The sequence below is a fragment of the Streptomyces massasporeus genome, assembly GCF_014648995.1.
GTDB lineage: Bacteria > Actinomycetota > Actinomycetes > Streptomycetales > Streptomycetaceae > Streptomyces > Streptomyces massasporeus.
Genome location: NZ_BMSE01000004.1, coordinates 258564 through 279432, shown reverse-complemented (window position 1 = coordinate 279432; position 20869 = coordinate 258564). Strand labels below are relative to the sequence as shown.

The window sequence follows — 20869 nt, the reverse complement described above, 5'->3', positions numbered from 1 at the left end:
ACTCCGGCGCGGCCGCGGGACACGATCACGGCCCGGCCGGGAGGCAGTTTCCAACGGCATGTCCCGCCCAGGGGTTACGGCCCCCCGGGAACGGGAATGTGGCTCACCCACGGGACACGGCGACGTCCGGCGGGCGGGGCCCGTCCCGGGTGCAGGCACAGGTTGTCGGTGCGGACCGTCGTTCCCCCTGGGGGCGCGCGGGCCACGGGTCGGAGGGCTGCGCACATGAAGCAGATGCGGATCGAGAAAACCCGGCGGGCGGCCCGTGCCCGCAGGTACACGGACGAGCCGTTGGCGCTGCGCGACGCCCTGGACCCGCGCGATCCCGACATCGCGCGGGCCAAGCGCCTGGCCCTGAGGGAACAGGGCGGAAGCGACCGCTCCTAGAAGCACAGGTCGACTGCGAACGCCCGGGGCGCACGCCCCGGGCGTTCGCATGTCCGGACGGAACCGGCCGGGAGCATGTACGTCACTGTCCGGCATCAGGTGTTGTCGGGACCAGGTCAACACGCTTCAATGCGGGGGAACTCGGGGCCCTGAACGACGGCGTACGGATGTGAAGAGCTGCCCTGCGCCTCTGTGACGGCCCCGTGCGAACGGTCTGACCAGCCGTTGCCGACTCAGAGAGAGGCCCCTGCATGCCGCACGCCACACAGCACGCGGACGCCGCCACCGCGGAACTGGACTCGGCCCTGCGAGGCGGCCCCTTCCACGTCGCCCTGCGGGCCGCGATCGCCGCCCGCGGACTGCCCCTGCAGCGCGTGCAGCACCATCTGTCCCGCCACGGTGTGAAGGTCGGCGTCACGAGCCTGAGTTACTGGCAGCAGGGAGCCCGGCGTCCGCAGCGCCCCGAGTCACTGCGGGCCGTGCGCGCGCTGGAGGAGATCCTGGAGCTTCCGGAGGAGTCGCTGATCCGGCTGCTCGCCGAGTCCGGGGAGAGCCCGTCCGGGCTGCGGTCCGCCGCCCGCTCCTACCGCTCCCTCGTCGAGGCCTCCGGGGTCCTGGACCAGTTGCTGGCCGAGCTGGACTGCCCGCCGGACGGGGGCCTGCACACCCTCGGCCACCACGAACGGCTGCGGATCGGCGCGCGGCGCGAGCTGGCCGAGCGCGAGTCGCACCACATCGTGCGCGCCCACCGGGACGGCATCGACCGCTTCGTGGCCGTCCACCACGGCGACCGGGGAGCCACGCCGGAGCTGATGCGGGTGCACGCCCTGGAGAACTGCCGTACCGGACGCGTCCGTTGGCATCGCGACACGGGCGTGCTCGCGGCCGAGCTGCTCTTCGACACCCGGCTGCGGGCCGGGGACACCTTCCTGTTCCGCTACGGCGTCGAGGACGGCACGGCGGGTGTGTCACGCGAGTACGTGCGCGGCTTCGACTCCCCCGGCGGCCAGTACGCCCTCCAGGTGCGCTTCGACGCGGGGGCCGTGCCGGTGCGCTGTCACCGCTTCACCCAGCACTCGGCGGCGGCGCCGCGCAGCGGATGCCAGGACCTGGCGCTGAGCGGACGGCACCGGTCGGTGCATCTGGTCGAGCCGCGGCTCCGGGCGGGGTTCCTGGGGATCGGCTGGGACTGGGAGTAGGGGCTCGCCGGGCGGCGGCCGGCTGTTCGTGCCGCTGCCCGGGTGTCTGGCCTTTTGTTGCCCGGTGTCCGGCCTGCTGCCTGGTGTCTGGTCTCTGGACGGCTGCCCGGTGTCTGGACGGGCGGACGTAAACGCTTGCGCAATCGTTTACGTCCGTCGCAGGATGCGATACGTTCCCCGCCTGGACCTGAAGGAGGAGGCGGGAGCGGCATGGCGACCATGGCCGACGTCGCGCGGAGCGCCGGTGTCTCCGTGGCGACGGTCTCGCATGTGCTGAACGGCACCCGGCCGGTGCTGCCGCACACCCGCCAGGCGGTCCTGGACGCCGTGGAGGAGCTCGGCTACACGACGAACACGCTGGCCCGTTCCCTGGTGACGGCCCGCACCCGTTCCATCGGGCTGGCGGTGTCGGCGATCAGCAACCCGTACTTCACGGAGATCCTCCAGGGCGTGGAGGCCGCCGCGCTGGAGGCCGGCTACAGCCTGCTGATCGCCGATCCGCACGACGACCCGGGGCATGAGTGCAAGGTCGTCCAGCTGCTGCACGAGCGCCGCGTGGACGGCATGATCGTCGCCCCCTCCGCCGATCCGCGCGACCTGCTCGCCTACCTCGAGCGGCACGACGTGCCGGCCGTGCTCCTGGACCGGCTGGTGGACGCGCCGGAGGGGCACGACGGTCCGCGGTTCGACCAGGTGTGCGCCGACAACGCCGAACCGATGTCCCGGCTGGTCACCCATCTCGCCGGGCTCGGTCACCGGCGGATCGGGCTGGTGGCCGGGCGGCCGGGGCTCAGCACCACCAGCGAGCGGATCACCGGCTACCGCAGCGGTCTGGCCTTCGCGGGGCTGGCGTACGACGAGCGGCTGCTGGTGCACGGCGACTCGGAGTCGGCCGGCGCCGGGCGGGCCACCGAGGCCCTGCTGTCCCTGGGCGTGCCGCCCACCGCGCTCGTCACCGGCAACAACGCCATGACCATCGGGGTGCTGCGCGCCCTGAGCGCGCACGGCTTGTCCGTGCCGGGCGACATCGCGCTGTGCTGCTTCGACGACTTCGCGTGGGCGGATCTGTTCTCGCCCCGGCTCACCGCGATCGCGCAGCCCGGCAGGGACATCGGCGCGCGGGCCGTCCGCGTGCTCCTGGAGCGTCTCGCCGAGCCGGACCGGGCCGCTCGGACCGTGCGTCTGCCCTGCACCTTCGTCCACCGCACGTCGTGCGGTTGTACCAGCCCGTCCGAGGAAGGAACCCCGTCATGATCGTCGTCGCCGGTGAGGCACTGATCGACCTGGTGCCGCAGGGCACGGGTGCCCTGGCGGCGCTGCAGCCGACGCTCGGCGGCGGCCCGTTCAACACGGCCGTGGCGCTGGGCCGCCTCGGCTCCCCCGCCGCCTTCTGCTCCCGGGTGTCGGTCGACGCCTTCGGGGAGGCCCTGCTGGACCGGCTGCGGGAGACCGGGGTCGACGTGGCCTCGGTGCAGCGCGGCTCCGAGCCCACGACCCTCGCCGTCGCCACGGTCGGCGCGGACGGCTCGGCGGCGTACTCCTTCTACGTCGACGGGACGGCGGACCGGCTGTTCGCGGCGCCCTCCACGCTGCCGTCCGATACCCGGGCGATCTCCTTCGGTACCTGCTCGCTGGTGCTGGAGCCGGGGGCGAGCGCGTACGAGGAGCTGATGCGCCGGGCGGCCGCGCAGGGCGTGTTCACCGCGCTGGACCCGAACATCAGGGCCGGCCTGATCCCGGACGCGGACGCCTACCGGGCGCGGTTTAAGAGCTGGCTGCCGTCGGTGTCGCTGCTGAAGCTGTCCGAGGAGGACGCCGCGTGGCTGGGCGGCACGCCCCGGGAGTGGCTGTCGGCCGGTCCGGCGGCGGTCGTGATCACCCGGGGCGGCGACGGGCTGACCGCTTTCACCGCCGACGGCGGCGAGTACGCGGTGCCGGGCGAGCGCGTGGAGGTCGTGGACACGATCGGCGCGGGCGACACGGTCAACGCGGCCCTGCTGCACGGGCTCGCGGTACGCGACGCCCTCAGCGCCCGCGCACTCGCCGGACTGGGATCCGCGGGCTGGACGGTACTGCTGGGCTTCGCGGCCCGTGCGGCGGCTCTGACCTGCTCGCGGGCCGGGGCGGAACCGCCGTACGCGCACGAGCTGGAGGGCTGACACCGGCAGAGCCCCGTGCTGTGCCGGGGATGCTTCAGCCGGTCTCCCCCATCGCGACCGCCCGCAGTGCGCCCGGGCGGCGGCCGTGGAGGCGGTCCAGGGCGACGGCCGTGGCCTCGTCCGCGGGCAGGTGGACGACGAGCTGCTGCCCCTCGTCGGGGAGCGCGAGCGTCTCGTGCAGCAGCCGCAGGGAACCGGCCTCGGGGTGCTCGATGTGCTGGGATCCCGTCCGCCGCGGTGTCATGGCCAGGTCGGCGAACCGGTCGGCGAAGTCCGCGCCCGCCGTCACCGTCAGTTCGTCGGCCAGCTCGGCGAGGTAGGGGTCCCTCAGGGGGACCCCGTGCCGGAGCCGGGCGACGAGGTCGTCGGCCACCCGGTCCCAGTCGCGGTAGGCGCTGCGTGCCCGCTCGTCGGTGAACAGGTACCGGAGCAGGTTGGGGCGCTCGTCGTCGAGCAGGCCGAGGGGGCGGACCAGTCGCTCGTACCCGGCCGTGTGGGCGAGGACGTCGCCGATCCAGTTGACCACCAGTGCGGGAGCCGGCTCCAGGTGGTCCAGCACGGCCCGTACGGTGGGGCGCGCCGAGCGGCTGAGTGACGGGGCCGCGGCGCAGACCAGCGGATCGCCGCCGTCCGCCTCCTTGGTGAGGCGGCGCAGCAGTATCCGGTCGTTGAGGGAGAGGTTGAGGGCGTCGGCGAGGGCGCCGAGCACCTGGGCGGACGGGTTGCGGTCGCGGCCCTGTTCCAGCCGGGTGAGGTACTCGACGCTGACGCCGGCGAGCGTGGCCAGCTCGGCACGCCTCAGGCCCGGGGTGCGGCGCCGGGGGCCCGCGGGCAGACCCGCTTCGGCCGGGGTGACGGCTTCACGCCAGGTGCGCAGGTACGTGCCCAACTCGTTGTCGCTCACCCGCCGAACGTACAGCGCCCCCGGGCGAGGAGGGTGGCCCCGTCACTACCAGGCTCCGGCCGGTCTCCCTGCCGGGCCGCGCGGACGTGAAGGTGGAGGGCATGACGAATGACACCGCTCTCACCGCCCTGCCGCTGGCCTCCGGTCAGTGGGCCCTCGACCCGTTCCACTCGTCCGTGAACTTCACCGTCCGGCACCTGGGCATCGCCAAGGTGCGGGGACGCTTCGAGCGACTGGAGGCCGGACTGTTCGTCGGGGAGCGACTCGAGGACGTGCACGTCTCCGCGACCGTCGACCTGGCCTCGATCGACACCGGCAACGCCGACCGGGACGCGCACGTCCGCGCCTCCGACCTGCTCGATGTGGAGAAGCGCCCGACGATGACGTACCGCTCGACGCGGGTGTCGGGCGAGGGGGAGGACTGGGCGATGGAGGGCGAGCTGACGATCGGCGACGTGACCCGCCCGGTGACGTTCGCCGTGGAGTTCGGCGGGCTGGTCGACGTGCCCATGGACGGCAGCCGGCACGCCGGCTTCGAGGCGACGGGCGAGATCCGGCGCAGCGACTTCGGGCTGGACTTCGCCCCCGGTCTGCTCGGCGACGTGGTCAAGATCCAGCTCGACATGCAGTTCGTGGAGCCGAAGGCCGCCTGACCGCACACGAAACGCGCCGTGCCCCACAGGTCGTGGCCTGTGGGGCACGGCGCGTTCGGCAGGGAGATCCTCAGCCCTTGCTGGTCCGGGTCGTCTTCTTCGCGGCGGCCTTGGTGGTCTTGGTCGCCGTCTTCTTGGCGGCCGTGCTGTCGACCGTCTTGGTGGCGGTCTTGCGGGCCGTCGCCGTCTTGGCGGCGACCGTCTTGCGAGCCGCCGTCTTGCGAGCCGCCGTCTTGCGGGGCGCCTTCACGGAGGACGCGTCGCTGACGCGGTCGGCGCCGAGGATCTCCCGCAGGAACTTGCCGGTGTGGCTGGCCGGGACCCCGGCCACCTGCTCGGGCGTACCCTCGGCGACGACCAGGCCACCGCCGGCGCCTCCTTCGGGGCCCATGTCGACGATCCAGTCGGCCGTCTTGATCACGTCGAGGTTGTGCTCGATGACGATGACCGTGTTGCCCTTGTCGACCAGCCCGGACAGGACCGTCAGCAGCTTGCTGATGTCCTCGAAGTGCAGACCGGTGGTCGGCTCGTCCAGGACGTAGACCGTGCGGCCGGTGGAGCGCTTCTGCAGCTCGCTGGCGAGCTTCACGCGCTGCGCCTCACCGCCGGACAGGGTGGTCGCGGCCTGGCCGAGGCGGACGTAGCCGAGGCCGACGTCCTTCAGCGTGTTGAGGTGCCGGGCGATCGCGGGGACCGCCTCGAAGAACGCCGTGGCCTCCTCGATCGGCATGTTCAGGACCTCGGCGATGGACTTGCCCTTGTAGTGGACCTCCAGGGTCTCCCGGTTGTACCGGGCGCCGTGGCAGACCTCGCACGGGACGTAGACGTCCGGGAGGAAGTTCATCTCGATCTTGATGGTGCCGTCGCCCGCGCAGTTCTCGCAGCGGCCGCCCTTGACGTTGAAGGAGAAGCGGCCGGGCAGGTAGCCGCGGACCTTCGCCTCGGTGGTCTCGGCGAACAGCTTGCGGATGTGGTCGAAGACGCCGGTGTACGTGGCCGGGTTGGAGCGCGGGGTGCGGCCGATGGGCGACTGGTCCACGTGCACGACCTTGTCGACGAGGTCGTCGCCGTCCACGCGCGTGTGCCGCCCGGGCACGCTCCGGGCGCCGTTCAGCTCGCGGGCCAGGTGCGTGTAGAGGATGTCGTTGACCAGCGTCGACTTGCCGGAGCCGGACACGCCGGTGACGGCGGTGAACACGCCCAGGGGGAACGAGACGTCGATGTCCTGGAGGTTGTTCTCCCGGGCGCCGTGCACCGTGAGCTGCCGGGAGGGGTCCAGCGGGCGGCGGATGTCGGGCAGCGGGATGGCCTTCTTGCCGGACAGGTACTGACCGGTCTGCGATTCGGCGTTGGCGAGGAGCTCCTTCAGGGAGCCGCTGTGCACGACCTTGCCGCCGTGCTCACCGGCGCCGGGGCCGATGTCGACGACCCAGTCGGCCATCTTGATCGTGTCCTCGTCGTGCTCGACGACGATGAGCGTGTTGCCCATGTCGCGCAGCCGGACCAGGGTCTCGATCAGCCGGTGGTTGTCGCGCTGGTGCAGACCGATGGACGGCTCGTCGAGGACGTACAGGACGCCGACGAGGCCGGAGCCGATCTGGGTGGCCAGACGGATGCGCTGGGCCTCGCCGCCGGACAGGGTGCCGGCCGCGCGGTTCAGCGAGAGGTAGTCGAGGCCGACATCGACCAGGAACCGCAGCCGTTCGTTGACCTCCTTCAGCACACGCTCGGCGATCTTCTTGTCGCGGGCGGTGAGCTTCAGCTCGCCCAGGAAGTCCGCGCAGTCGCTGATCGACATCGCGGAGACCTCGGCGATGGACTTGTCCATGACCGTGACCGCGAGGACGATCGGCTTCAGGCGCGTGCCCGAACAGGTCGGGCAGGGCACCTCGCGCATGTAGCCCTCGAAGCGCTCGCGGCTGGAGTCGCTCTCGGCCTCGCTGTGCCGGCGCTTGACGAACGGGACGGCACCCTCGAAGGCCGTGGTGTACCGGCGCTCACGGCCGTAGCGGTTGCGGTAGCGGACCTCGACCTGGGTCTTGTGGCCGTGGAGCAGGGCCTTCTTGGCGCGCTGCGGCAGGCCGCCGAAGGGGATGTCCGTGCGGAAGCCCAGCGCGTCGGCGAGGGCGCCGATCAGGCGGCCGAAGTAGTCCTTGGTGTGGCCGTGCGACCAGGGGTGGATGGCGCCCTCGTCGAGGCTCTTGTCCGGGTCCGGGACGATCAGCTCCGGGTCGACCTCCATGCGCGTGCCGATGCCGGTGCAGTCCGGGCAGGCGCCGAAGGGCGAGTTGAAGGAGAAGGAGCGGGGCTCGAGCTCCTCGAAGGACAGGTCGTCGTACGGGCAGTACAGGTGCTCCGAGAACATGCGCTCGCGCTCGGGGTCGTCCTCGGGGAGGTCGACGAAGTCGAGCACGACCATGCCGCCGGACAGACCGAGGGCGGTCTCGACGGAGTCGGTGAGGCGGCGCTTGGCGCCGTCCTTGACCGTGAGGCGGTCGACGACCACCTCGATGGTGTGCTTCTCCTGCTTCTTCAGCGTGGGCGGGTTCGACAGCTGGATCGTCTCGCCGTCCACCCGTGCGCGGGAGTAGCCCTTGGTCTGGAGATCGCCGAAGAGGTCGACGAACTCGCCCTTGCGCTCGCGCACCAGCGGCGACAGCACCTGGAAGCGGCTGCCCTCGGGCAGCTCGAGGACCCGGTCGACGATGGCCTGGGGCGACTGGCGCGCGATCGGGCGGGAGCACTCGGGGCAGTGCGGCTTGCCGATGCGCGCGAAGAGCAGACGCAGGTAGTCGTAGACCTCGGTGATGGTGCCGACCGTGGAGCGCGGGTTGCGCGAGGTCGACTTCTGGTCGATGGAGACGGCCGGGGAGAGGCCCTCGATGAAGTCGACGTCCGGCTTGTCCATCTGGCCGAGGAACTGCCGGGCGTACGAGGAGAGGGACTCCACGTAGCGCCGCTGTCCCTCCGCGAAGATGGTGTCGAAGGCCAGCGAGGACTTGCCCGACCCCGACAGGCCCGTGAAGACGATGAGCGAGTCGCGCGGGAGGTCGAGCGAGACGTTCTTGAGGTTGTGCTCGCGCGCTCCACGAACGATGAGACGGTCGGCCACGCCGGTCCGCACCTTTCTTGAGAGAAGTGACAGGGGCGGGGCCCCCGTCTTTCTCAGACTAGGGGGAGCCACTGACAACGCCGGTCGGGTTCACGGGTTGTCAACAAACCCCGGCTCTCCAGCATGCCCGACGCCACGTCCGACCATATAGCACGTGCTTTCGAATTACGGCACTGCTTCACCACCTTCACCCGAAGGAGTGGCGGAGCTAGGGTCAGCACCATGATTGATCACGCTCATGACCTGGCGTCTGTACGTGACGCGACGGAACGGCTGCTGACCGCAGTCGGCAAACTGGACAACGCCTCTGTGACCCACCCGTCACGGCTGCCCGGCTGGAGCCGCGGCCACGTCCTGGCCCACCTCGCCCGCAACGCGGACGCCCTCGTGAACGTGCTCGAGGGGCGCCCCATGTACGTATCCGGCGAGGCCCGGGACGCGGACATCGAGCGGGACGCCCCGCGCGGCCTCGACGTCCAGCTCGCCGACCTGCGCGAGAGCGCGGCCCGCTTCCAGGAGGCCGGGGACACCCCGGCGGACTGGGCGCGCACGGTGGAGCTGCGCAACGGGGTCACGGACTCCGCGTCCCGGGTGCCGTTCCGGCGGTGGGTCGAGGTGGAGCTGCATCATGTGGACCTGGGGATCGGCTACGAGCTGGAGGATCTTCCGGCGGATTTCACCGAGCGGGAGATCGACTTCCTCGCCGACCGGTTCGCCGGGCATCCGAACGTGCCGCCCACGCGCCTCACCGACGGCACGCGCGCGTGGCGGACGGGACGGGACGCGGAGGGCGGGCCGGAGGTGACCGTCACGGGCTCCCCGGCGGACCTGCTGGGCTGGCTCGCCGGCCGCCGCACCGGCGCCGCGCTGACGGTGGACGGAGGCCCGCTGCCGGCACTGCCCCCGCTGTAGGACAGCCGCCCCGGCCGCCGCACCGGGGCCGCTCCCCCGCTATAGGCTGGCGGACATGACGTACAGCGGAGAGGTGACGGTCGGCGGACCGGCCGATGTGCACGAGCTCAAGGACCTGATGATCACCAAGATCGCGGTGGGTCCGATGAACAACAACGCCTATCTGCTGCGCTGCAGGGCCACGGACGAGCAGTTGCTGATCGACGCCGCGAACGAGGCGGAGACGCTGCTCGGCATGATCGGTGGCGACGGCATCGCGTCCGTCGTCACCACCCACCGGCACGGCGACCACTGGCAGGCGCTCGCCGAAGTCGTGGCGGCCACCGGCGCCCGCACCTACGCGGGCCGGGAGGACGCCGAGGGCATCCCTGTACGGACCGACGTGCCGGTCGACGACGGCGACACCATCCGGGTGGGGCGCGTGGAACTCACCGCGCGCCACCTGGTCGGGCACACGCCCGGTTCGATCGCCCTCGTCTACGACGACCCGCACGGGCATCCCCATGTGTTCACCGGGGACTGCCTGTTCCCCGGGGGGCCTGGGCGGACAACACGTCCCGAGGACTTCGAGTCGTTGATGTCGGGCCTGGAAGCGAAGGTCTTCGTGCTCCCGGACGAGGCCTGGATCTACCCGGGCCACGGCAACGACACCACGCTCGGCGCCGAGCGGCCTCACCTCGGCGAGTGGCACGAGCGAGGCTGGTAGGTCGGCGGCATCGCCGCCCCGGTGCTCTCAAGGAAACAGCCGCGTCTCTGGCAGTCGGTCGGAGCCAGCAGCCACCGCACAAAAGCGGTCAGCCGAAGAGCCCCGCACGACCAGGCGTCGGAAGCTGCGTTCTCGACTGTGTTGCGCAAGTACTCGGCAGCGGTGAAGCAAGCCGCGCCCACTACGAAGGCGCCTGCCCCTGCTGTGGGCGCTCCCGCCAACGCCGCTCCCGCCGTGCACGCCTCTCCGGCCATGAGCCAGGAGACGTGCTCGATCAACTCGGGCGGAAAGTCGTGCATGGAAGGATACGGAACCGACGAAGCCCCCCGGCCGATGGTGTGTTGCGTGAGATCAACACACCAACGACGAGGGACTTCGTCACGTCACCACACCTGACCAGCCCATTTCGCGGACTTTCCACACACGCTGAGCACCGATCAGCGCGTCGTTCCCACTTCGCGGACAGACGGCTGTCATTTTCCGCCTCTCCTGCGGCGCCGCAGGGTGACGATTGCGAAGATGAGAATCCCGATGATGATGATGGCTATGGTGGCTCCGACGCTGCCCCCGACAGCGGCGCCGGAACGAGCAAGCTGTAATGACATGTCCTTCTCCTCAGCCTGTCACAAGCCGGTCACATGAATAGGCCGGCACCCGCGCCCATGGCCCAGTAGGCCACGCCGATGCCCTGGTCCATTGTTTTGGAAGCGCCGAGCAGCTTTGCTCCGATTCCCACCTTGCCGCCCACCGCACCCACAAGAGCTACGGCGGCAATCGAGGACCCGCTCTTTCCGTGCATGGCCCCGCCTGCAGCCTCCATACCGATCGATGCAGCGGTGAGGCCGGCCGCTACGAGCGCGCCGCCGGGTACGAAGATGGAGGCAAACCCCAGCGCTTGGCCGCCGTAGCTGAGCCATTCGCCCCCGGACAACCCGAGGAATTCCAGGCCACTCGGGTCGATGCGGTTGACGGAATCTCCGACGGCGTGGGCGTAGGGGTTGCTTTCCTTGCCGGAGGGGTCGGACTGGGTGAAGCGGCCGAGTTGGGGGCCGTAGTAGCGGGCGCCCATCTTGTAGAGGCCGCTGGGGTCGAGGTAGGTGCCGGTGTAGCGGTAGGGCTGCTTCCACCTCGTCCGGCTCCACCTGGAGGCCGGCCACCCGCTGCCGACCGAGCCCGGCGACGTCGTGCACCAGGGCGAGGACCTCGGCCGGTGGGTGCGCTCGGTCCGGCTCGGGTGGGACAACCTGACGACCGTGCAGCAGTGGATGTGCGAGCAGGTGCTTGGGATCGAGCCCGCGGCCGAGGACGAGAAGCCGCCCCCGCGCCGTACACAGGCCGACAAATGGGCGCTGAACTACCAGGCCGCCAAGCAGTTCTACGAGCGCGAAGGACACCTGCGGGTACCTCGGAAGCACGTCGAACGGACCGCCGTCGGCGACCAGGAGGAACGGGAACTCCGGCTCGGAGCATGGATCAGCAACCAGCGCAGCAGGGCCGCAACGCTGTCCCCGGAACGGGTGGAGCTACTGTCCGCCATCGGCATGCGATGGGCATAGGTTGCAGACACCAGCAACCTGAAAAGAAGAGCCCCCGGCCGAGAGTCAGCCGGGGGCTCCCGTGTGTAGTGGCTTCAGCCAGATCAGAGCGTCTCGTTACTTCTTTTCACGCTTGAGTCGCCAGTAGAGCAGGGCGAATGCCACCACCATGACTATCGCTCCGAGGATGACGGTGGCTGCTGTGTTGTCCTCGAACCCGATGCCCACTACCGCTAGGTCCACTTGTTTTCACCTTTCAGAGCCATCCGCCCGTTATTCCTGCACCGCCGAAGTAACCCAATGCGGTGTATCCGAGGTCAACCCCCAGGCCTGTTTTTCCCCCTATACCAGCCAGCTTTGTCGCGGCTCCGACGCCACCCGTCCCTAGTCCCAGGATTCCGACCGCTGCAGTTTCCCCTGCAGAATTGCCCGATGCGATGGACCCCGCAACACTCAAGCCGGTGCCCACTGCGGCCGCTCCGATTGCCACGGGCGCCGATACCGGGGCCAGGGCGACAAGTCCGACTACGGTTCCTGCCAGGCCGAGTCCTTCGCCCAGTGAGAGTAGTCCGCTGGGGTCGGTGCGGTTGATGGGGTCTCCGGCTGCGTAGGCGTAGGGGTTGCTTTCCTTGCCGGAGGGGTCGGGCTGGGTGAAGCGGCCGAGTTGGGGGTCGTAGTAGCGGGCGCCCATCTTGTAGAGGCCGCTGGGGTCGAGGTAGGTGCCGGTGTAGCGGTAGGGCTGGTTGGTGCCGGTGGTGGTGCGCGCTTCGCCGTAGGGGCCGTAGCTGTAGGTGGCGGTGCGCTTGCCGGAGGCGTCGACGAGGCCGATGACGCTGCCCTGGACGTCGGTGAGGTAGTACTGGCTTGCCCCGCCGGTGGTCATGGCTGTCAACGTGCCCGACGCTTCGCGGACGAAACCGGTGGTGTTCTCACGGGTCATGCCCGTCGCGGCGTTGGTGAAGGTCGAAGTCCCGCGCGTGAGGCGGTCGTTGTGGTCGAGTCCGGCGTAGGTGTAGTTCGAGGCAGCACCCGAGGCTGTCAGGCCGGACAGCTGGGTGAATGGTGTCCACTGGCCGCTCGTACGGGTACCGGTGGGAGAGGCGGCGGAGGTCTCGTTGCCGTCGCCGTCGTAGGAGAAGCTCGTGTTACCGCCAAGGGAGGTCAGTTCGTTGGCGTTGTTGTACTCGCGAACGGACTGGGCGTTGTCGCAGGCGGGCAGGCTGGTGCCGGTGGAACGGCCGGTCATGTTGCCAGCCTTGTCGTAACAGTAGGCCCAGCCGGCGGTGGTGGAGCCGTCCTTGGTCTCCACGGCCTTGGTCAGGCGGCCCTTGGAGTCGTAGGTGTAGGCGAGTGCGGCGCCGTCGGTGGTCCGCTTGTTGATCTTGTCGGTGTCCTTGCCGGACTTGTTGTAGTCGTAGGTGATCGTGGACAGGACGGTGGTGCCGTTCTTGACCTCGATCTTCTGGGCGCGGCTGGACTTGTCGTAGTCCGTCTTCTGCACCGTGCCGCCGGGGTAGGTGGTGGTGGTGCGGTCGCCGTTCTTGTCGTAGGCGTAGGTGGTCTTGGCGCCGCCCGGCTGGGTGAGGATGGTGAGCTGGTTGGCGTCGTTGTAGTCGTAGGTGAGAGTGCCGCCCGCGTCGGTGGCGGTCTTCACGTTGCCGGCGGCGTCATAGGTGACCGAACTGATTCCACCCGCGGGCAGGGTGCGGGTGCGTTCGCGGTTCTGCTCGTCGTAGGTGTAGCTGCTGGTGCCGGCCGGGGTGGTGCGGGTCTTGATGTTGCCGTCGGCGTCGTAGGTGAAGGTGGCGGTCTTGCCGTCACTGGTCTGGGTCTTGAGTCGGTCGCGCTTGTCGTAGGTGTAGACCGTCTTCACGCCTCGGCCGTCGGTGACAGTGTCGGTGCGGCCCAGATCGTCGTAGGTGTAGGTGATGTCCTCCTGTGCGGAGGGACGGTCGACCTTGGCCAGGTTGCCCTTGGAGTCGTAGGTGAACGACGTCTTGTGGTCCTCGGGGTCGGTGGCCGAGCAGCGCTGGCCGGGCAGCCCCCCGCAGTCCATCGCTCCCGACTTCGGGTTGTAGTCGTAGGTCCACTTCGCGCCGTCGGAACCGGTGGTGGTGTCGGTCTGCGACATCATGTTGCCCGAGGTGTCGTAACCATTGGTGACCTTGTCGCCGCTGGCGGAGGTGAGGGTCTCGGGGTAGTGGCCGCCGGCCTTCTGGGTCCAGGCCATCGTGGACTGCGCGCCGGTGGGCTGGGTCGCCGACTTCGGATTGAAGGAGTCGTCGTAGTCGAACTTGACGGTGTTGCCCGGAGTCGATCCGACCCCCATCCCGTCGACCGCGCTGGTGACATTGTTGTCCGGACCCCACGTCTTGGAACGCTCGTGGCCCAGCGGGTCGGTGGTCTTCTTCACTCGCCAGCGGGCGTCGACCGTCTTCTCGGTGTTCTTGCCGCGCGGGTCGGTGATCCGGACCACACCCTCTCCCTCGCTGCCGGGCTGCGGGAGGATGTAGCGGAAGGCGGTGGTGGCACCGGTTCCGGCGGTCTTGTCGACGACGCGGGTGATCGAGGCGAGCCGGTTGGTGTCCCAGGTGAAGCGGGTCTCGCGGCCCTCCGGGGTAGTCACCTTCGTCATGCGGTGCGAGGTGTCGTAGTCGAAGACGGTGGTCTTGCCGTCGGTGTCGGTGAACGTCTTCAGATCGTCCCCGGACCACGTGTAGGTGGCGAACCGGCCGGTGTTGTCAGTGACCTTGGTGATCTGCTGGCCGTCGTTGGCGAAGGTCAGGGTGCGGCCGGAGGCGGCGGTGATCTTCGAGGTGAAAGCGCCGGAGTAGGCGATGGTGGTGGCGTTGCCGTTCTTGTCCTCGACCTTGCTCACCCGTGCGTCCCCGGTTGTGCCGGAGCGGCTGAAGGTGGTCTTCTGCCCGTTCTTGCGGGAGGTGAGCGTGAAGGACTTCTTGTCCGAGGACTCGGTCAGGTCCTGCTTGTAGCCGGGGGCCGGGGTGAAGTTCGAGCCGTCCCGCTCGAACACGGCGATCGTGCTGGAGGGGCCCTGCACGTACACCGACGTGGTGTTGGGCTCGTGGATCAGGTGGTCACTGCCGGTCGTCGCCTTCCAACTGGTGTTCAGGCCGTTGTAGGCGTGCCCCAGCGACAGGCCGGGGCCGACGTCGGCGATGTCGAAGGCGTTCACGCTGACCAGCAAGTTGCCGTTGCCGTAGTTGACCTGCGCACCGACCGAGTCCGACAGCGGGGCCTCGTGGAACTCCGACCACGGGACCTGGCCGATCCCCAGGCCCTGGAAGGTGGACTGCAGGATGCCGGCCGTCACCAGCTCGCGGTCCTTGCCCGCGACCCCGATGGGCGAGCTTCTGGGCGCCTTGGTCTGCCCCACGGGGGAGGACGAGTTCGGCTTCGGAGACGGTTCGTCGAGGCCGGGCGACGCTGACGCCTGCATAGGTAAGAGAGCAAGTAACAGCGCCGCGCCGGTTGTTGTGGCGACTGCGGCGGTGGAGGCGGTACGTCTGCCGCGTCTGATGCCGCTTCTGGGCGCCTTGTTTTCGGGCATGACAGAGTGCACGACGGTCTCTCCTTGGATCGTTGGATCGTTCGGGCCTTCACAACCGGTTGACGGGAGGCAGACCTCGGCGGGTGGCAGCCGGTGGGCGGCTGTCACCCGCACTCGGTGTCTGCCTTGCGTGGTGACCCCGGCTCAGGACGACGCACTGGATCAGCGCGGGGCCGGCGGTTGGGCACTGCGTATCGAATCGACGGGCAGCCGCGCCGCGACCGGGTCAGCAGCGCTTGGACGTCCTGGCGGAATAGCCGCCCTGCTCGTCGGCGATGGTCAGGGTGCCGTCGCCGGAGGTGCAGTCATCCACCGTGTCGGCGCCGTTGCCCCAGAACTCCTGGTTGTGCGTGTCGAACTCGGTGCGAGCGCCCAGCAGCGTCTCGCGGTCGTAGGACCACACGCCGACCTGGAGGTCGAAGTTGATCCCTTTGTCCAGGAACGACTTCCACACCCACACGTAGCCGTAGTTCTCCTTGCACTCGGGCGAGTAGAACTGCTTGACCGAGGCGATCTGCTCCGTACCCCGGTAGGCGTACGACGTCGTGCCGATCTGATAGGCGTCCGAGCACACACCGGCGGCCTGAGCACGTGCGGACAGCGGATTACCCGCCTCCGACGGCACAGATGACATGGGCGGCTGCCGGTCCGCCGGCGTCGGCCCCGTCCCCGCGGACGCGGTGCCCGCGCATGCCAATACCGTTGCGAATCCTGCCGCCGCCAGCGACAGCGTCCGGTGAGCACGCTTCACGTGAATCCCTCCCCTGGGCATGCAGAATCGAACAACCCGCATGACTCGATGCCACATGAATGAAAGGCGCATTCCCCGATGCGCCTTCACATCATCCCTGCGAGAGGGTGCGGACTACATAATTCCGCACTTTGATCACACACAGCTAAGGTAATCACATGCCGTTATCGAACGGATTTGGAATGCACTCCCTTTCGAAACCAGGGTCAAGCCGCGTTCATGATTATGGAAAGTGAAGGTGGTGTCCCTTGCTGTCTGAGCATCCATAGATGCCCCTCCAGTAGTGACGTGCCTCACATGAATGCTCGGGTAACACCTGGGCACACGACGTTGTTTGATCGGCCGCTCACCGGGGCGGGTGCTCAGCGGAACGGGTGCTCGCCGGGGCGGCCGACGGCGGTCCGTACGCGGGTGAGCTGCACCGGGGGGCGGCGGTGGCGTCCAGGGTCATGCCGGACTCGTCCGGTTGCGCCACGCCGTGTCCAGGGACAGGTACAGGCGCCACAGAGCCGGGAGCGGGCGGCTGCCCGGAGCCCGACGGCGTGACCGCCATGATCAGGGGGACTGCTGTATGGGCTGCGGTCTGCCGGGCCGGGTTCCCTCACGGCCCTTGGCCTCCGGGCCGCCCCGGAGGAGAGCCCCGGGGCGGCCCGGAGGCCGAGGACGGTGAGGTGTTCCGGCAGAGGATCCGCGTGGCCGTGGACCGTGGACCACGCCCGCGCCCGGCGCGTCTCGCGCCGCCGGGCTCCTGCCCGACGCGCCTGGCGGGCGATCCGACGGAGGCGGTGCCCGGCGACCCGGGCGGACGCGGCCCCGGCGATCCAGTGGACGCCCCGCCGGCGATCTAGCGGGTGGACCCGGTGTGCTCCCGCACAGCCGCCTCCTCGCTCGCCGTCGTCCCGGCCCCCGGCTCGGCGCTCTGCTTCGCGAACCCGCGCCGGCCCGGCAGGACAGCGAGGACGATCAGTGTTCCGGCGGCCATGATGATCCCGCCGATGAGGCTGGTCTGGGCGACTCCATGGGCGAAGGCCTGGTGGACGGCGTCCACGGCGGCCTGGGCCTGCTGGGGCCCGGCGGAGGGATCCTGCGCGACCCGCTCCGCGACGGCCAGGCCGGCGCCGACCGAGTCCTTGGCGGTCTCCATCGCCTCCGCCGGGAGCCGGTTGCCCACCAGGTCGGTCAGCTCGTCCCGGTAGGCCGTGCCCAGCAGCGAGCCCAGCACCGCGATGCCCAGCGCCCCGCCCAGCTCCAGCGCGGTGTCGTTGACCCCGCCGCCGACGCCCAACTCGGACTCGGGGAAGGAGCCCATGATCGTGTCGGTCGCCGGGGAGATGGCCAGTCCGAGCGCGAGGCCCAGCATCATCAGCGGCGCCAGGAAGTCCCCGTACGTCGACCCCTTGTCGATCTGGGTGAGCAGGAACATGCCCGCCGTGCCGACGGCCATGCCGGTCACGGCCATCACCCTCACCCCCAGCTTCGGGGCGAGCACCCCGGTCACCGCGGACCCGAGGAACACCGCACCGCCCAGCGGCAGCAGACGTACACCCGTGTCCAGGGCGCCGTAGCCGAGGACGAACTGCAGGAACTGCGTCGAGTAGTAGATCACGGCGAACATGCCGAAGAAGAAGAACATCACCGCGAGCATCGAGCCGGTGAAGGGCCGCAGCGCGAACTTTCGGACATCCAGCATCGGGTGCGGGTGCCGCAGCTCCCAGGCGACGAAGGCGACCAGACCGACACCGGCGACCACGGCGGCGGTGACGGGGCCGGCGCCCCAGCCGGAGTGCGGGCCCTCGATGGCGGCGTAGATCAGGGAGCCGACCGTGACGATCGACAGCAGACCACCGACGTAGTCGATCCGGCCCATTCCCTCCGCCTTGGACGGCGGTACCAGGGCGAGCGCGCCGAACACGGCGGCCACGGCGATCGGCACGTTGATCAGGAAGGTCGAGCCCCAGGCGTGGTCCTCGAGCAGCCAGCCGGAGACCAGCGGGCCGACGGCTACCGCCACCCCGGAGGTCGCGGCCCAGGCGGTGATGGCCTTGGCCCGCTCGCTCCGGGGGAAGGTCGCGACCACCAGGGACAGCGTGGCCGGCATCACGACCGCGGCACCGACACCCATGATCGCGCGGGCCACGATGACCAGTGAGGTCTCGTCGACCATGCTCCCCATCACCGAACCGCCGGCGAAGATCAGCAGACCCAGCACCAGCGCGCCGCGTCGGCTGTACTTGTCACCGATCGCACCCAGCACCAGCATCAGCGCCGCGTACGGAACGGTGTAGCTATCGACGACCCACTGCAGATCGCTGCTGCTCAGGCCCAGGTCGGTGGTCATGTCGGGGGCGGCGACGATCAGCGACGTGTTCGCCATCACCGTGATCAGCAGGCTCAGGCACAGCACGAGCAGCGCCCACCAGCGCTGCGCGTACGGCCCGGTCATCTTCTCCACGGGGGTATGTGCAAGGAAGGGCATCAGTAGCTCCTGAGAGGGACGGGGCGGACGAGGGGAATCACGTAATTGCCCGTGAGGGGAGCGGGCGACGGGCTAGATCTCAGGGCTTCGAGATCATCCTGTGGCCCCTTGCGGGCTTCCCTCGGCGATCCCCTGGAGGGCCGCGTCGGTGTCCGCGGTGGCCAGCATCCTGTTGATGTAGTCGCCGGCCAGTGCGCCGGCCGCTGCGGAGGCCCCGACCTGGGCGACCGGATCGGTGGCGTTGCCGGCCACCCACACACCCGGCACCTCGGTGGTGCCGGCCATGCCAGAGGCGAAACCGCGGCCCATGTTGTTCGGCAGGTCCTGCACCGGCAGGCCCAGACCTTCCAGGCCCTGGGTGCGGGCCTGCATCTGCGGGGCGACCGCGAGGACGCGGCGGGCCACGACCTGGCCGTCGGCCAGGCGCACCCCGGCGAGGGCACCGTCCTCGTCGTCGACGACCTCGGTGACCGGGGTGTCGATGATGCGGATGCCGCGGGCGGCGAAGCGGGCGCGGCTGTCCTCGTCCAGGTCGGTGCCGTGGGTGAAGTAGGTCAGGTCCTCGGTCAGCTGGCGGAACAGATACGCGTGGCCGATGGAGGCCGGGCCGGTGGCGAGGATGCCGATGGGCTCGTCGCGCATCTCCCAGCCGTGGCAGTACGGGCAGTGCACCACACTGTGCCCCCAGTGCTCGGCGAGCCCGGGCACCTGTGGCAGCACATCCGTGAGGCCGGTGGCCACCAGGATGCGGCGAGCGGTGATGCTGCGGCCGTCGGCCAGGGTGACGGTGAACCGCAGGTCCCCGTCTGCCGACGGGGCGGCGGACTCGGCCGAGACCACCTCGCCGAACACGACGCGTCCGCCGTACTGGCGCACCTGCTCCCGGCCCCGTCGAAGGATCTCGGACGGCGGGGTGCCGTCCAGGGCGATGAAGCCGTGCACGGCCTCCGCGGGCGCGTTGCGCGGGGAGCCGCTGTCGATCACGACGACCGAGCGGCGGGAGCGGGCGAGGATCAGTGCACCGTTCAGCCCCGCGGCGCCCCCGCCGATCACCACCGCGTCGACGGTCCCCTCGGCCAGTGCGTCGCTCGCGTACGGAGGAGTCGCCACAGCCATGGCCTCCTGCCTTTCCTTGTCAGTCATGGTTCGGTCAACCCTTCGAGTTCTGGGTGGTTGGAGGGGGGTCAGTTGTTCAGAAAGCCGAGGATGCGGTCGGCGACCGTCTTGGGCTGTTCGAGGTGCAGGAAGTGCCCCGCGCCGAGGACAGCCCGACGTTCGTGATGTACAGATCCAGTCCGGCGATGGAGCTCGCCGTCGCCAGGATCGCGAGGATCAGACGGGCCTTACCGGCCTGGAAGGCGTCGCAACGTTGGGCGGCGCGGAGGAGCGCAAAGGCATGGGTTGCTCTCCATCGCGCCAGGCGTACACACACCCTGTCCGGTGAGCTCAGGATGGTTGTGTACTGAACAGTCAGAAACCTAGATGGTTCTGTACTGGGTTGTCAATAACGGTGGGTCGGCTTTACCTTCGATGTATGGCGAGACCACGAAGCTTCGACCCCGACCACGTCCTCCACGCCGCCGAGCGGCAGTTCCGCACCTCGGGCTACAACGGCACGAGCGTCGACGACATCAGCGCCGCCACCGGCCTGGGCCGCGGCAGCCTCTACGCCGCGTTCGACGGCAAACACGGCGTGCTACTGCAGGCGATGGCCGGCTACTTCGCCCGGCTGGGGCAGGGTCCGCGGAAGTTGCTCGCCGGACCGGACGAGGGCGCCCTGGATCGACTGCACGCGTACCTGCTCCGCGCCGTCCACGGGGTGCCACTCGCCGCCGACGTACCCCCCGCCCCCGACCGGACGGCCGCAGCCTGCTTCGCCGCCAAAATGGCCCTGGAGATCGGCGCCTCCGACCCCGAGGTGAAACGTCTGGCCAACGACTGCTTCTCCGTAGTCCGGACGGCGGTGGCCGAGTGTGTGCGAGCGGCCCAGCGCAACGGCGACATCGACCCCGACGCGGATCCCGACGACCTCGCCTACCTCCTGCTGACCATCATCCGCGGGACCGATGTCGTAGGCGCGTACGGCCACAGCCCCGACCGCCTGACCTCCATTGCGGAGAGCGCGTTCGCCTTGCTGCCCCGCCCGCGCCACCACTGACAAGGGCACGGCCTGCCTCATTGCACAGGCATCTGATGCGGTCGGCCCACTTCGACGCCGCGGAGGCACGGCCCGTAGGTTTGCGCGCCGCCGTGACCTCGTGTGTTGGCGCGTGCTGTGGTGTTCCCCGGCGGTGTGGGCAACACCCACAAGGACCGAAGGCGTTCGCCAGCCTCATCCACGACGTCGAGACCAAGATCTTCGGCACCCTCCCGGACGAGACCTGGGTCTACCCCTGGCACGGCAACGACACGTCGCTGGGCGCGGAGCGCCCGCACCTGCCGGAGTGGCACGCGCGCGGGTGGTGAGGCACGCTCCCCCTCGGCGCGCGCCGCGCACGCGCCCCGTG

At 69.7% G+C, this 20869-nt stretch carries 17 protein-coding genes and 1 pseudogene; 10 read left to right on the top strand and 8 right to left on the bottom strand.

The genetic code is table 11. From position 1 onward, the window contains the following. Positions 1-225 precede the first annotated feature (225 nt). The 4 genes from IE153_RS12830 (at position 226) to IE153_RS12815 (ending at position 3745) form a co-directional block, all read left to right on the top strand. Positions 226-387: a hypothetical protein gene (locus IE153_RS12830; RefSeq protein ID WP_167551654.1), complete on the top strand. Its 162-nt coding sequence runs from the start codon at positions 226-228 to the stop codon at positions 385-387. Between the two features lie 251 nt (positions 388-638). Next, positions 639-1586 (top strand): hypothetical protein, encoded by a 948-nt coding sequence (locus IE153_RS12825; protein WP_189589836.1) that lies wholly within the window; start codon positions 639-641, stop codon positions 1584-1586. Between the two features lie 210 nt (positions 1587-1796). Further along, on the top strand, positions 1797-2840 hold the full coding sequence (locus IE153_RS12820) for a LacI family DNA-binding transcriptional regulator (protein ID WP_189589835.1): 1044 nt from the start codon (positions 1797-1799) through the stop codon (positions 2838-2840). Then, positions 2837-3745, top strand: a complete 909-nt coding sequence (locus IE153_RS12815) for a carbohydrate kinase family protein (protein WP_189589834.1) — start codon at positions 2837-2839, stop codon at positions 3743-3745. Before IE153_RS12820 ends, IE153_RS12815 begins: the two co-directional genes overlap by 4 nt. Positions 3746-3779: 34 nt before the next feature. On the opposite strand, the gene IE153_RS12810 is transcribed toward IE153_RS12815, so the two are convergent. Continuing rightward, on the bottom strand, positions 3780-4649 hold the full coding sequence (locus IE153_RS12810) for a helix-turn-helix domain-containing protein (RefSeq protein WP_189589833.1): 870 nt from the start codon (positions 4647-4649) through the stop codon (positions 3780-3782). A 101-nt stretch (positions 4650-4750) separates the two neighbouring features. Here IE153_RS12810 and IE153_RS12805 point away from each other — a divergent pair, with 101 nt between their 5' ends. Continuing rightward, on the top strand, positions 4751-5302 hold the full coding sequence (locus IE153_RS12805) for a YceI family protein (RefSeq protein ID WP_189589832.1): 552 nt from the start codon (positions 4751-4753) through the stop codon (positions 5300-5302). Between the two features lie 70 nt (positions 5303-5372). Here the strand turns inward: IE153_RS12805 and uvrA are convergent, their stop codons facing one another. Beyond that, positions 5373-8414 (bottom strand): excinuclease ABC subunit UvrA, encoded by a 3042-nt coding sequence (gene uvrA, locus IE153_RS12800; RefSeq protein WP_189589831.1) that lies wholly within the window; start codon positions 8412-8414, stop codon positions 5373-5375. 222 nt (positions 8415-8636) lie between these two features. Here uvrA and IE153_RS12795 point away from each other — a divergent pair, with 222 nt between their 5' ends. Together IE153_RS12795 and IE153_RS12790 are read left to right on the top strand one after the other, a co-directional pair. Further along, positions 8637-9326 (top strand): maleylpyruvate isomerase family mycothiol-dependent enzyme, encoded by a 690-nt coding sequence (locus IE153_RS12795; RefSeq protein WP_189589830.1) that lies wholly within the window; start codon positions 8637-8639, stop codon positions 9324-9326. Between the two features lie 55 nt (positions 9327-9381). Then, a complete protein-coding gene (locus tag IE153_RS12790) occupies positions 9382-10032 on the top strand; it encodes an MBL fold metallo-hydrolase (protein ID WP_189589829.1) in 651 nt (216 codons plus the stop codon). Positions 10033-10505: 473 nt separating this feature from the next. Here IE153_RS12790 and IE153_RS42345 read toward each other — a convergent pair whose 3' ends face one another. Beyond that, entirely contained in the window at positions 10506-10637 is a 132-nt protein-coding gene (locus IE153_RS42345; protein ID WP_268251770.1) for a hypothetical protein, read from the bottom strand. Positions 10638-10666: 29 nt separating this feature from the next. Further along, on the bottom strand, positions 10667-11275 hold the full coding sequence (locus IE153_RS42570) for an RHS repeat-associated core domain-containing protein (RefSeq protein WP_438817915.1): 609 nt from the start codon (positions 11273-11275) through the stop codon (positions 10667-10669). Between IE153_RS42570 and IE153_RS12780 the strand changes: the two genes are divergently transcribed. Beyond that, positions 11217-11588, top strand: a complete 372-nt coding sequence (locus IE153_RS12780; protein WP_435811958.1) for a helicase associated domain-containing protein — start codon at positions 11217-11219, stop codon at positions 11586-11588. The two genes, IE153_RS42570 and IE153_RS12780, sit on opposite strands and share 59 nt — an antisense overlap. A 235-nt stretch (positions 11589-11823) precedes the next feature. Here the strand turns inward: IE153_RS12780 and IE153_RS12775 are convergent, their stop codons facing one another. The 4 genes from IE153_RS12775 to IE153_RS12760 all read right to left on the bottom strand — a co-directional run bounded on the left by IE153_RS12775 (position 11824) and on the right by IE153_RS12760 (position 19478). Next, positions 11824-14961: an RHS repeat-associated core domain-containing protein gene (locus IE153_RS12775; RefSeq protein ID WP_229828978.1), complete on the bottom strand. Its 3138-nt coding sequence runs from the start codon at positions 14959-14961 to the stop codon at positions 11824-11826. Positions 14962-15361: 400 nt separating this feature from the next. Next, positions 15362-15769, bottom strand: a complete 408-nt coding sequence (locus IE153_RS12770; RefSeq protein WP_229828977.1) for a hypothetical protein — start codon at positions 15767-15769, stop codon at positions 15362-15364. A 961-nt stretch (positions 15770-16730) separates the two neighbouring features. Beyond that, a complete protein-coding gene (locus IE153_RS12765; RefSeq protein ID WP_189589827.1) occupies positions 16731-18362 on the bottom strand; it encodes an MFS transporter in 1632 nt (543 codons plus the stop codon). A gap of 93 nt (positions 18363-18455) precedes the next feature. Beyond that, positions 18456-19478 carry an NAD(P)/FAD-dependent oxidoreductase gene (locus IE153_RS12760; protein WP_189589999.1) on the bottom strand — a complete coding sequence of 341 codons (1023 nt, stop codon included), beginning with the start codon at positions 19476-19478 and terminating at the stop codon, positions 18456-18458. Between the two features lie 418 nt (positions 19479-19896). Between IE153_RS12760 and IE153_RS12755 the strand changes: the two genes are divergently transcribed. After that, positions 19897-20520, top strand: coding sequence for a TetR/AcrR family transcriptional regulator (locus IE153_RS12755; protein WP_189589826.1), 624 nt, complete (start codon positions 19897-19899; stop codon positions 20518-20520). Between the two features lie 120 nt (positions 20521-20640). Further along, a pseudogene (locus tag IE153_RS12750) lies at positions 20641-20828 on the top strand (MBL fold metallo-hydrolase); the annotation flags it as partial. Positions 20829-20869: the final 41 nt, after the last annotated feature.

What these genes read in the sequence shown, in the direction of transcription:
- IE153_RS12830 (WP_167551654.1), top strand. Translation starts at nt 226, where the DNA reads ATGAAGCAGATGCGGATCGAGAAAACCCGGCGGGCGGCCCGTGCCCGC.
- IE153_RS42345 (WP_268251770.1), bottom strand. Translation starts at nt 10,637, where the DNA reads ATGTCATTACAGCTTGCTCGTTCCGGCGCCGCTGTCGGGGGCAGCGTC.
- IE153_RS12825 (WP_189589836.1), top strand. Translation starts at nt 639, where the DNA reads ATGCCGCACGCCACACAGCACGCGGACGCCGCCACCGCGGAACTGGAC.
- IE153_RS12805 (WP_189589832.1), top strand. Translation starts at nt 4,751, where the DNA reads ATGACGAATGACACCGCTCTCACCGCCCTGCCGCTGGCCTCCGGTCAG.
- IE153_RS12790 (WP_189589829.1), top strand. Translation starts at nt 9,382, where the DNA reads ATGACGTACAGCGGAGAGGTGACGGTCGGCGGACCGGCCGATGTGCAC.
- IE153_RS12815 (WP_189589834.1), top strand. Translation starts at nt 2,837, where the DNA reads ATGATCGTCGTCGCCGGTGAGGCACTGATCGACCTGGTGCCGCAGGGC.
- IE153_RS12760 (WP_189589999.1), bottom strand. Translation starts at nt 19,478, where the DNA reads ATGGCTGTGGCGACTCCTCCGTACGCGAGCGACGCACTGGCCGAGGGG.
- IE153_RS12770 (WP_229828977.1), bottom strand. Translation starts at nt 15,769, where the DNA reads ATGTCATCTGTGCCGTCGGAGGCGGGTAATCCGCTGTCCGCACGTGCT.
- IE153_RS12755 (WP_189589826.1), top strand. Translation starts at nt 19,897, where the DNA reads ATGGCGAGACCACGAAGCTTCGACCCCGACCACGTCCTCCACGCCGCC.
- IE153_RS12795 (WP_189589830.1), top strand. Translation starts at nt 8,637, where the DNA reads ATGATTGATCACGCTCATGACCTGGCGTCTGTACGTGACGCGACGGAA.
- IE153_RS12765 (WP_189589827.1), bottom strand. Translation starts at nt 18,362, where the DNA reads ATGCCCTTCCTTGCACATACCCCCGTGGAGAAGATGACCGGGCCGTAC.
- IE153_RS12820 (WP_189589835.1), top strand. Translation starts at nt 1,797, where the DNA reads ATGGCGACCATGGCCGACGTCGCGCGGAGCGCCGGTGTCTCCGTGGCG.